Source organism: Streptomyces sp. 6N223 (assembly GCF_052246635.1).
GTDB lineage: Bacteria > Actinomycetota > Actinomycetes > Streptomycetales > Streptomycetaceae > Streptomyces.
In genome coordinates this window covers 46,982-56,602 of record NZ_JBQQCA010000047.1, presented here as the reverse complement: position 1 = coordinate 56,602, position 9,621 = coordinate 46,982, and the positions used below count along the sequence as shown (strand labels likewise).

7 protein-coding genes are annotated in these 9,621 nt (G+C 74.3%); 3 read left to right on the top strand and 4 right to left on the bottom strand.

Annotated elements, in window-relative coordinates:
• Positions 1 to 46: 46 nt before the first annotated feature.
• A complete protein-coding gene (locus ACTWQH_RS24810) occupies positions 47 to 1,564 on the bottom strand; it encodes an aldehyde dehydrogenase (NADP(+)) (RefSeq protein WP_443288952.1) in 1,518 nt (505 codons plus the stop codon).
• 119 nt (positions 1,565 to 1,683) lie between these two features.
• On the opposite strand from ACTWQH_RS24810, the gene ACTWQH_RS24805 reads away from it, so the two are divergent.
• Together ACTWQH_RS24805 and pknB are read left to right on the top strand one after the other, a co-directional pair.
• A complete protein-coding gene (locus ACTWQH_RS24805) occupies positions 1,684 to 2,451 on the top strand; it encodes an IclR family transcriptional regulator (RefSeq protein WP_443288947.1) in 768 nt (255 codons plus the stop codon).
• 217 nt (positions 2,452 to 2,668) lie between these two features.
• Positions 2,669 to 4,759 carry a Stk1 family PASTA domain-containing Ser/Thr kinase gene (gene pknB, locus ACTWQH_RS24800; protein ID WP_443288946.1) on the top strand — a complete coding sequence of 697 codons (2,091 nt, stop codon included), beginning with the start codon at positions 2,669 to 2,671 and terminating at the stop codon, positions 4,757 to 4,759.
• Positions 4,760 to 4,771: 12 nt separating this feature from the next.
• Here pknB and ACTWQH_RS24795 read toward each other — a convergent pair whose 3' ends face one another.
• The 3 genes from ACTWQH_RS24795 to ACTWQH_RS24785 form a co-directional block, all read right to left on the bottom strand.
• Complete coding sequence (locus ACTWQH_RS24795; protein WP_443288945.1) at positions 4,772 to 6,184, bottom strand: NCS2 family permease; 1,413 nt, start codon at positions 6,182 to 6,184, stop codon at positions 4,772 to 4,774.
• Between the two features lie 168 nt (positions 6,185 to 6,352).
• Positions 6,353 to 7,573 (bottom strand): hypothetical protein, encoded by a 1,221-nt coding sequence (locus tag ACTWQH_RS24790; RefSeq protein WP_443288944.1) that lies wholly within the window; start codon positions 7,571 to 7,573, stop codon positions 6,353 to 6,355.
• 5 nt (positions 7,574 to 7,578) lie between these two features.
• Positions 7,579 to 8,520: a 5-dehydro-4-deoxyglucarate dehydratase gene (locus ACTWQH_RS24785; protein ID WP_443288943.1), complete on the bottom strand. Its 942-nt coding sequence runs from the start codon at positions 8,518 to 8,520 to the stop codon at positions 7,579 to 7,581.
• A 179-nt stretch (positions 8,521 to 8,699) separates the two neighbouring features.
• Between ACTWQH_RS24785 and ACTWQH_RS24780 the strand changes: the two genes are divergently transcribed.
• On the top strand, positions 8,700 to 9,530 hold the full coding sequence (locus ACTWQH_RS24780; protein WP_443288942.1) for an NAD-dependent epimerase/dehydratase family protein: 831 nt from the start codon (positions 8,700 to 8,702) through the stop codon (positions 9,528 to 9,530).
• The last annotated feature ends 91 nt before the right edge of the window (positions 9,531 to 9,621 follow it).

The following is a 9,621-nucleotide window of genomic DNA, read 5'->3' as shown; positions in this document are numbered from 1 at the left end:
GCCCACACCCCGGCACCCCACCCGGGGGTGAGCGCCGTCGTCAGCCTCAGCCCTCGCGGCGGCCGTCGACGCGGCGCGGCAGCCCCAGCGGGTTGTCCTCCCGCAGCTCCGGCGGCAGCAGCGCCTCCGGCGTCGACTGGTACGCCACCGGCCGCAGCCACCGCTCGATCGCCGTCGCGCCGACCGACGTCGAGGTGGACGTGGTCGCCGGGTACGGCCCTCCGTGGTGCTGGGCCGGGGTCACCGCCACGCCCGTCGGCCAGCCGTTGACCAGCACCCGCCCCGCCAGCGGCGTGACCGCCGCCAGCAGCCGCGCGCCGTGCCCGCCGTCGCCGTTCCCCTCCGCCTCGCTGAGGTGGACCGTCGCGGTGAGGTTGCCCTGCAGCCGGGACAGGACGGCCGCGACCTGCTCGGCGTCGGCGTACCGCACCACCACCGTGACCGGCCCGAAGCACTCCTCCAGCAGCAGGTCGTGCGGCCCCTCCTCCGCCAGGCGCTCGGCCGGCACCGTGAGGAAGCCCGCGGCCACGGTGTTGGACTCGCCCTCCCCCGCCGCCACCGGCGCGGTCACGCCGTCCAGCTCGGCGCGCGCCCGCACCCCGGCGAGGAACGCCTCGCGCATCCGCGCGTCCAGCAGCACGCCGGGGGCGGTCTCGCCGACCTTCTTGGCCAGGGCGTCCAGCAGCTCGTCGCCGCCCTCGCCCTCGGGGGCGAGCACCAGGCCGGGCTTGGTGCAGAACTGGCCCGTGCCCAGGGTCATGGAGGCCGCGAGCCCGCCGCCGATCTCCGGGGCCCGCTCGCGGGCGGCGGCGTCGGTGACGACGACCGGGTTGAGGCTGCCCAGTTCGCCGTAGAACGGGATGGGCGTGGGCCGGGCGGCGGCGGCGTCGAACAGGGCGCGCCCGCCGCGGATCGAGCCGGTGAAGCCGGCGGCGGCCACCAGCGGGTGCTTGATCAGCTCGATGCCGGCGTCGAAGCCGTGCACCACGGACAGCACGTCCTCGGGCAGGCCCACCTGGGCGGCGGCACGGCGCAGCGCGGCGCCGGTCAGCTCGCTGGTGGCCGGGTGGTCGGGGTGGGCCTTGACGACGACGGGGCAGCCGGCGGCCAGCGCGCTGGCGGTGTCGCCGCCGGCCACGGAGAAGGCGAGCGGGAAGTTGGAGGCGCTGTAGACGGCCGCCACGCCCAGCGGGATCTTGTAGCGGCGCAGGTCGGGCCGGGGCGGGGTGACGGAGTCGTCGGCGTGGTCGATGACGACGCCCAGGTACGCGCCGTCGGCGACCTCGTCGGCGAAGGCGCGCAACTGGCCGGTGGTGCGGGCGAGTTCGCCCGTCAGCCGGGGCTCCCCGAGCGCGGTCTCGGCGTCGGCGGCGGCGATGATCTGGGCGCCGGCCGCCTCGAGCTGGTCGGCGGCGGCGCGCAGCAGCGCGATGCGGGTCGGCCGGTCGGCCAGGGCGTCCCGCGCGGCGTGGGCGGCCCGCACGGCGGCGTCGACATCGGCGGCGGTAGCCTCGACCGCGACCTGCTCTCGCTGCGCCCCGCTGCGCGGGTCCACGCTCCACACTGGTGTTGCCACGGGAATCGTTCCTCCTGCAACCGCGATTGTTCGAGATATTGAACATCGTCCCTGTATGTGAATACTGTTGGGACCCTATAGCGGTGCCAACAAGGGGGTCAAGGTCGATGTCAGCTGGTGAGACGGGCTCTCAGGTGAAGTCGGCGGTGCGCACCGTCGAGCTGCTGGAGTTCTTCGCCGGGCGGCCCGGGATGCACTCGCTCGCCGAGGTGCAGTCGGCCGTCGGGTACCCCAAGTCCAGCCTCTACATGCTGCTGCGCACCCTCGTCGAGCTCGGCTGGGTCGAGACGGACGCCACCGGCACCCGGTACGGCATCGGCGTGCGGGCGTTGCTGGTCGGCACCTCCTACATCGACGGCGACGAGGTGGTGGCCGCCGCCCGCCCGACCCTTGACCGGCTGTCGGACGAGACGACCGAGACGATCCACCTCGCCCGCCTCGACGGCACCAACGTGGTCTACCTCGCCACCCGCCAGTCCGAGCACTACCTGCGCCCCTTCACCCGCGTCGGCCGCCGCCTCCCGGCCCACTCCACCTCCCTCGGCAAGGCGCTGCTGGCGACCTACGCCGACGAGCAGGTCCGCGCGATGCTGCCGCGCGATCTCGAGCGGCTGACCGAGCACACCATCACCGACCGGGAGCGGCTGATCGACGAGCTGCGCCTGGTGCGCGAGCGCGGCTTCGCCATCGACCGCGAGGAGAACACCCTCGGCCTGAGCTGCTTCGGCGTCGCCATCCCCTACCGCACCCCGGCCCGGGACGCCATCAGCTGCTCGGTGCCGGTGGCCCGGCTCGCCCCGGCGCACGAGCAGCTCATCAAGGACGCCCTCCTCGACGCCCGCGACCGCCTGGCGCTGGCGACGCGGCATCTGTAGCGGCGCGAGCGGCACGGGGCGCGCCGCCGTTCACCGCCCCACCCCCGCACGGCCGTTCGGGCCGATTCAGCGCGGTCTCATCGGCATCTGCCCGTGATCTCCACGTGCCCCGCGCTGAACTAGGCTCTGCTCTCGTGTAATTTCGCCACCGGGGGCGCGGCGTACGCTTGCCTTCGCGCGCCGGTGCACGGGGGATCTCACGGGGAGAGCAGAGCATATGGATGCGCCGCGTCGGCTCGCGGGCCGGTACGAGTTGCGCAAGGTGCTGGGGCGCGGGGGGATGGCCGAGGTCTATCTCGGGCACGACGCGCGGCTGGGGCGGCCCGTGGCGGTCAAGACGCTGCTGCCCGACCTGGCGCGCGACCCCGCCTTCCAGGCCCGGTTCCGGCGCGAGGCGCAGTCGGCGGCGGCGCTGAACCACCCGGCGGTCGTCGCCGTGTACGACACGGGCGAGGACTTCGTCGACGGGGTCTCCACCCCGTTCATCGTCATGGAGTACGTGGAGGGCTCGACCCTGCGCGAGCTGCTGACCGAGGGCGGCAGGCCCAGGCCCGAGCGGGCGCTGGAGGTCTGCGCGGGCGTGCTGCGGGCGTTGGAGTACTCCCACCAGGGCGGCATCGTCCACCGCGACATCAAGCCCGGCAACATCATGCTCACCGACACCGGCCAGGTGAAGGTGATGGACTTCGGCATCGCCCGTGCCATGGGCGAGGCGGGCCTGACGCAGACGGCGGCCGTCGTCGGCACGGCGCACTACCTCTCGCCCGAGCAGGCCAGGGGCGAGAACGTCGACGCCCGCTCCGACCTGTACTCCACCGGCTGCCTGCTCTTCGAGCTGCTGACCGGTCGGCCGCCGTTCACCGGCGACTCCGCCGTCTCCATCGCGTACCAGCACGTCAACGAGGAGCCGAAGCCGCCCAGCGCGTTCGACGCGGCGATCACGCCGGAGGCCGAGGCGGTGGTGCTGAGGGCGCTGGCGAAGGACCGCGAGCACCGCTACGAGAGCGCGGCGGAGATGCGGGCGGACATCGAGGCGGTGCTGGACGGCAGGCCCGTGGCGCCGCCGGCCTCGCCCGCGCCGGTCGCCGCCGAGCGGCCCACGACGGTGCTGCGGGCGCGACCGGCCGCCACCGCCACCGCCTCCACCCCGGCCTCCCCCTCGGCACCGGTGCCGGCTGCGGGTCCGGCTCCGGGTCCGCCTCCGCGGAGGCAGCCGGACATGGGGCCGGACACCGGGCCGGGGCACGGCGGACGGCGGCGCCGCAGGTCCCGGGGCCCGGCGCTGGTGGCGGCGTTCGTCACGCTCGTGCTGCTGGCGGGTGCGGTGTTCCTGGGCCGCTCCCTGCTCGGCGACGGCGACGACGAGGGCGGGAACGCCGGCGGCGGCCCCACGGTGACCGTGCCCGACCTGCGCGGCATGAGCCCGAGCAAGGCGCAAAAGGAGGCGGCCGACGGCGACTTCGAGGTGGTGGAGGGCAGCCGCCGCCCGTGCGTGGAGGAGGAGGGCACGGTCTGCGCGACGACCCCGGCGGCGGGCAGCAGGATCGACCCGGGCGGGACCGTCACGCTGATCATCTCCTCCGGCTCGCGGCCGGTGAAGGTGCCCGACGTCACCGGCGACGCCTTCGAGGACGCCCTCACCGAGCTCCAGGCCGCGGGATTCGACGTGGACCAGGACACGGAGGAGACGCCCGACGAGGAGCCCGGCACCGTCCTCGGCCAGGACCCCGAGGGCGGGAAGAAGGCCAGGCCCGGGACGGTCGTCACCCTCACCGTCGCCGGCCAGCCCGGCGGTTCCGGCCCCGATCCCTCGCCGACGCCCGGCCCCGAGGAGACCGAGCCCGCGGACCCGGACGAGAGCCAGAGCCCCGACCCCGGGGAGACGGAGCCGGAGGCGCTGGATGTGCCGGACGTCACGGGCCTGTCGTACGACGACGCCGAACAGCGGCTGAGCGACGTCGGCTTGGCGGCCGATCGCGTCGTGAGCACCGAGTCCTGGGGCTACGAGCCCGACACGGTGATCAGCCAGGACCCCGCGGGGGGCCGGCTGCCGCCGGGCGGCCTGGTGACGCTGACGGTGGAGCCGCCGGTCGAGGAGGTCCACGTGCCCGACGTGAGCGGCCGCATGTACGGGGACGCCGCGTGGGCCATCGAGGACGCCGGCCTGGTCCCGCTGCCCTACAGTTATCCCGCGCAGGATCTGGGCTGCCGGGACACCGACGTCGTCGACTACTCCACCCCCGGTGCGGGAGAGACCGTCCAGAAGGGCGACTACGTGGAGCTGTACTGCTATCGCCCCGAGGAGTAGCTTCCCCCGCCTTCAGTCCACCCCGAACAGCTGCTCAACGGGGTTGATCGCGAAGTAGATCACGAAGAGCGCCGCCGCCGTCCACACCAGCCAGTTGATCTCGCGCGTCCTCCCGGCCGCCGACTTCAGGACGACGTACGCGATGAAGCCCGCCCCGATGCCGTTGGTGATGGAGAAGGTGAACGGCATGACGGCCACGGTCACGAACGCCGGGATCGCGACCGTGTAGTCGGCCCAGTCGATGCGGCCCACCTGCGTCATCATCAGGAACCCGACCGCGACCAGCGCCGGGGCCGCCGCCTGCGCGGGGACGATCGCCGCGAGCGGCGCGAAGAAGAGGGAGAGGGTGAAGAGGCCGCCGGTCACCATGTTGGCGAAGCCCGTGCGGGCGCCCTCGCCGACGCCGGCCGCCGACTCGATGTAGGAGGTGTTGGAGGAGACCGACGCCGCGCCGCCCGCCGCCGCGGCCAGGCCGTCGGTGAACAGCAGGCGGCCCAGGCGCGGCACCCGCCCCCGCTCGTCCAGCAGCCCGGCCTCGCTGGTGACGCCGACCGCCGTGCCCATGGTGTCGAAGAAGTCGGTGAGGAAGAGGGTGAAGACCAGCAGCACCACGGTCACGCCGCTGACCTCGTCGAAGGCGCCGAAGAGGCTGAAGTTGCCCAGCAGCCCGAAGTCGGGGCCGGCGACGATGTCGTCGGGAACCTCGGGGACGCTCAGGCCCCAGGCCTGGTCGGCGATGTCGGCGATGGCGTTGACGACGACCGCGAGCACCGTCATCGCCACGATGCTGATGAGGATGGCGCCCTTCATGCCGCGCGCGAGGAGCGCGAGGGTCAGCAGCACGCCGAGGCAGAAGACGAGGATGGGCCAGCCGGTCAGCTCGCCGGTGGCGCCGAGGCCGACGGGCGGGGAGCCCTCGCGGCCGAGGGTGAAGCCCGCGTCGACGAAGCCGATGAAGGCGATGAACATGCCGATGCCGACGCTGATGGCGATCTTCAGCGGCATGGGGATGGCGTGCATCACCGCCTCCCGCAGGCCGGTCGCGGAGAGCACGCACAGGATGAGGCCCTCGATCACCACCAGGCCCATGGCGTCCGGCCAGGTCATCTGCGGCGCGATCTGGAAGGCGACCATCGCGTTGATGCCGAGCCCGGCGGCGAGCGCGAGCGGCAGGTTGGCGGTGATGCCCATCAGCGCCGTCATGATGGCGGCCACCAGCGCGGTGGCGGTGACCAGTTGGGGGAAGGAGAGCTGGTCGCCGTTGATGTCCGTGGCGCCGCCCAGGATGATCGGGTTGAGCACCAGGATGTACGCCATGGTGAAGAACGTGGCGAGCCCGCCGCGTGCCTCCCGGCCGAAGGTGGAGCCGCGTTCGGAGATCTGGAAGAACGTGTCGAGGCGTGCCAGGGCGGCGGGCGGCGGCATGGGGCTCCTCACGGCGGTGGCGCTGCCGGGGGACAGCTGGGGACAGGGAGAACGGGGGGATTCTGCCCGGCGGGCCGGCTGGGCGGGTTTTATCCGTGTAACACGATGCCGCACCGTTACCGAATTGCGCCCGCCGCCCGCCGCACGCCGCCGGCGCCGCGCCGGGGGCTACGGCAGCTTGGCGAGGGCGGCGGCGACGGTCGTGAGGTCCTCGGCGGTGGCGAGCCCGGCGTGGTAGAGCCGCAGTTCGTCGGCGCCCAGCTCGGCCGCGTGGACGGCGTCGGCGGCAAGGGTGCCGGGGCTGCCGCCCATGCCGGCGACGACGGGGAAGTTGGCGGCGAGCACGGTGTTCTCGCGGCGGTGCGGCGCGAACGGCGTGAGCACGCCCGCGCGCCCGCCCTCGCCGCCCGGGCCGCCGGGGCAGGGCAGCACGACCCCGTCGGCGTGGGCGAGGACGCGGGCGGGGTCCACGCCGACGTTGGCGCCGAAGCGGTGCGGGCCGGGGTCGGCGTGGAGCATGACGCGGAAGCCGGGCCGGCCGGAGAGGCGGGCCGCCCCGCGGACGGCGGCGACCGCCTCGCGCTGGAAGGCGTCGGCGGTGGCGTCGCGGTAGGCGGAGACGGCCGCGGCGAGCTCCGGGCCGAGAAGGCGGTCGAACGCCGCCCGCTCCCCCGCGCGGTCCGCCGGGTCCCGCTCCGCCCGGCCCGCCCAGTACGCCTCCAGCGCGGCGGTGACCGCGCGCCTGAGCCGCTCGGGGTCGGCGCCGTGCTCGGCGTACCCGGCCCGGCAGACCGCGCAGAAGCACAGCGACATGAGCCAGCCGCCCACCGCGCCGAGGCGGGCGCCCGCGATCTTGTCGTGTGCGTGGAGGTGCTCCAGGCCGTACCAGCCGCAGGACTCCAGCTCGGTGCCGCGCGCGCCGGGCCGGGTGGCGGCCTCGGCGGCCAGGCGCACGGCGTACGCCCGCACCTGTGGCCGGGCGATGCACGGCGCCCACGGGTAGCGGTCGCCGTAGGCGTTCTCGACGGTGATGTCGGGGTGCTCGCGGCCGAGGCGGGAGTTGTGGGCGAGGATCACCCAGGAGTGGACCTCGAGGCCGGCGTCGGTCAGGGCCTGGGCGGCCTCGCCGAAGGGGTCGTCCCCCGGAACCCAGGTCTGGGCGTGGGGGCGCAGCGGGCTGCCGGCCCAACGCGCCTCGTCCACCGGGTAGTAGACGGCGGCGTGGCGGGCGGTGACGATGCGGTGGCGCGGGTGGCGCGGGGTGAGGGCGCGGGTGGAGTGGTAGGAGGCGGCGAGGGTGACCTGTGCGACGCCGAGGTCGGCGACGCGGCGGGCGGCGTCCGGGTCGCCGACGACGTCCCACGGGTAGAGGAAGGTGGAGGCTCGCATCGCTCTCAGCCTTTCAGGAGGGCCAGGCCGCGGTCGATGAGGGCGGCGAGCTCGGCGACGTGGTCGGGGGCGGGCTCGGACAGCGGCGGGCGGACCCCGCCGACGTCGCCGCCGCGCAGCCGCACCCCGGCCTTGACGAGCGAGACGGCGTATCCGGCGCCCTTGTCGCGCAGCTCGACCAGGGGCCGGTAGAAGCCGTCGAGCAGGCGCCGCACGGTGTCCTCGTCGCCGCTGCCGACGGCGGCGTGGAAGGCGAGGGCGATCTCGGGGGCGAAGCAGAAGACGGCCGAGGAGTACAGCCGCACGCCGAGGGCCTGGTAGGCGGGCTGCGTCAGCTCGGCGGTGGGCAGGCCGTTGAAGTAGAGGAAGGCGGCGGCGCGTTCGGGGAGGCGGTCGCGGACGGCGGAGACGGTGCGCTGGAGCAGGTCGAGGTCGCCCAGGCCGTCCTTGAGGCCGATGATGCCGGGGGTCCGGGCGAGTTCGACGACGGTGCCGGGGGTGAAGACGGCGTTGTCGCGCTGGTAGACGATGAGCTCCAGCGGGGTGGCGGCGGCGAGTTCGCGGTAGTGGCGCAGCAGGCCGTCCTGGGGCGCCTTGAGGAGGTAGGGCGGCAGGGCGAGCAGGCCGTCGGCGCCGGCGGCCTCGGCGGCGCGGGCGTATGCCACGGCGTTGGCGGTGCCGTAGCCGGTGCCGGCGAGGACGGGGACGGCGCCGTCCGCCTCCTGGACAGCGGCGGCGACGCAGGCGTGCAGCTCCTCCCGGGTGAGGGCGTGGAACTCGCCGGTGCCGCAGCAGGCGAAGACCGCGCCGGCGCCCGCGTCGACGCCGGCGCGCACGTGGGCGCGGTAGGCGTCGAGGTTGAGCGAACCGTCGGGATGGCAGGCCGTGACGGGAAAGAACAGCAGGCCGTCGAGGCGCTCGGCGAGTGAGGCTCGGGCTTCGGTCATGCGCGTCCCGTCTCGTGCAAGATTCTGACTTCTGTCTATATCCCTGAACAGTCTGATGCACGCTAGAGGAGGCGGCATCAACGGTCAAGCAGCTCTCAAGCAGCCACTGAAGCGCCGTTGACGGGTTCGGAGCCGCCGCCTAGCGTGTCCCGTAGTCCCCGTATATGAACGGAGCCTTCATGACTCCCCCGGCCACGACGCCTCGGACCATTCTGCTCACCGGCGCCGCCGGCACCGTCGGCACGCTGATGCGCGGACTGCTGCCGGGCTACGGGTACGAGCTGCGGTCGCTCGACGTCGCCCCGGTGCCGGGCGAGCCCGACGCCATCACGGCCGGCCTCGGCGACCGGGCGGCGCTGCGCGAGGCGGTCGCGGGCACGGACGCGGTGCTGCACCTGGCCGGGATCTCGCTGGAGTCGTCCTTCGACGAGATCCTGCGCTCCAACATCGAGGGCACCTACAACCTCTACGAGGCGGCGCGCGAGGAGGGCGTGCGCCGGATCGTCTTCGCCTCCAGCAACCACGCGGTGGGCTACACGCCCTGGCCGGGCAAGGACGACCCGCTGATCCCCATCGACGTCCCCCGCCGCCCCGACACCTTCTACGGCCTGTCGAAGTGCTTCGGCGAGGACCTGGCCCAGCTCTACTGGGACAAGCACGGCATCGAGACGGTCTCGGTCCGCATCGGCTCCTGCTTCCCCAGGCCCAGCTCGGTGCGGATGCTCTCGATCTGGATGAGCCCCGAGGACGGCGCCCGCCTCTTCCACGCGGCGCTGACCGCCGAGGGCGTGGGGCACACCGTGGTCTACGGCTCCTCCGCCAACACTCGCGTGGTGTGGGACCTCGCGCCCGCCCGCGCGCTGGGGTACGAGCCGCGGGACGACTCCGAGCCGTACGCCGCCGAGCTCATCGCCGAGCAGGGCGAGCTCGACCCCGCGGGCAACCCCGACCACGCCCACCTCGGCGGCCTCTTCGTCACGAGGCCGCCGCGCTGGGAGGACCGCGGCTGAGACCGCGCGCGCCTCACCCCCGGTTTTCCCCGCCGACCCCCGCCCCCGCCCCCGCCTCAGCCCCGGGTGGGGTGCCGGGGTGTGGGCGGCC

Bases quoted from the DNA above. Each gene is read 5' to 3' on its own strand.
- ACTWQH_RS24805 (WP_443288947.1), top strand. From the start codon at position 1,684: ATGTCAGCTGGTGAGACGGGCTCTCAGGTGAAGTCGGCGGTGCGCACC.
- pknB (WP_443288946.1), top strand. From the start codon at position 2,669: ATGGATGCGCCGCGTCGGCTCGCGGGCCGGTACGAGTTGCGCAAGGTG.
- ACTWQH_RS24795 (WP_443288945.1), bottom strand. From the start codon at position 6,184: ATGCCGCCGCCCGCCGCCCTGGCACGCCTCGACACGTTCTTCCAGATC.
- ACTWQH_RS24790 (WP_443288944.1), bottom strand. From the start codon at position 7,573: ATGCGAGCCTCCACCTTCCTCTACCCGTGGGACGTCGTCGGCGACCCG.
- ACTWQH_RS24785 (WP_443288943.1), bottom strand. From the start codon at position 8,520: ATGACCGAAGCCCGAGCCTCACTCGCCGAGCGCCTCGACGGCCTGCTG.
- ACTWQH_RS24780 (WP_443288942.1), top strand. From the start codon at position 8,700: ATGACTCCCCCGGCCACGACGCCTCGGACCATTCTGCTCACCGGCGCC.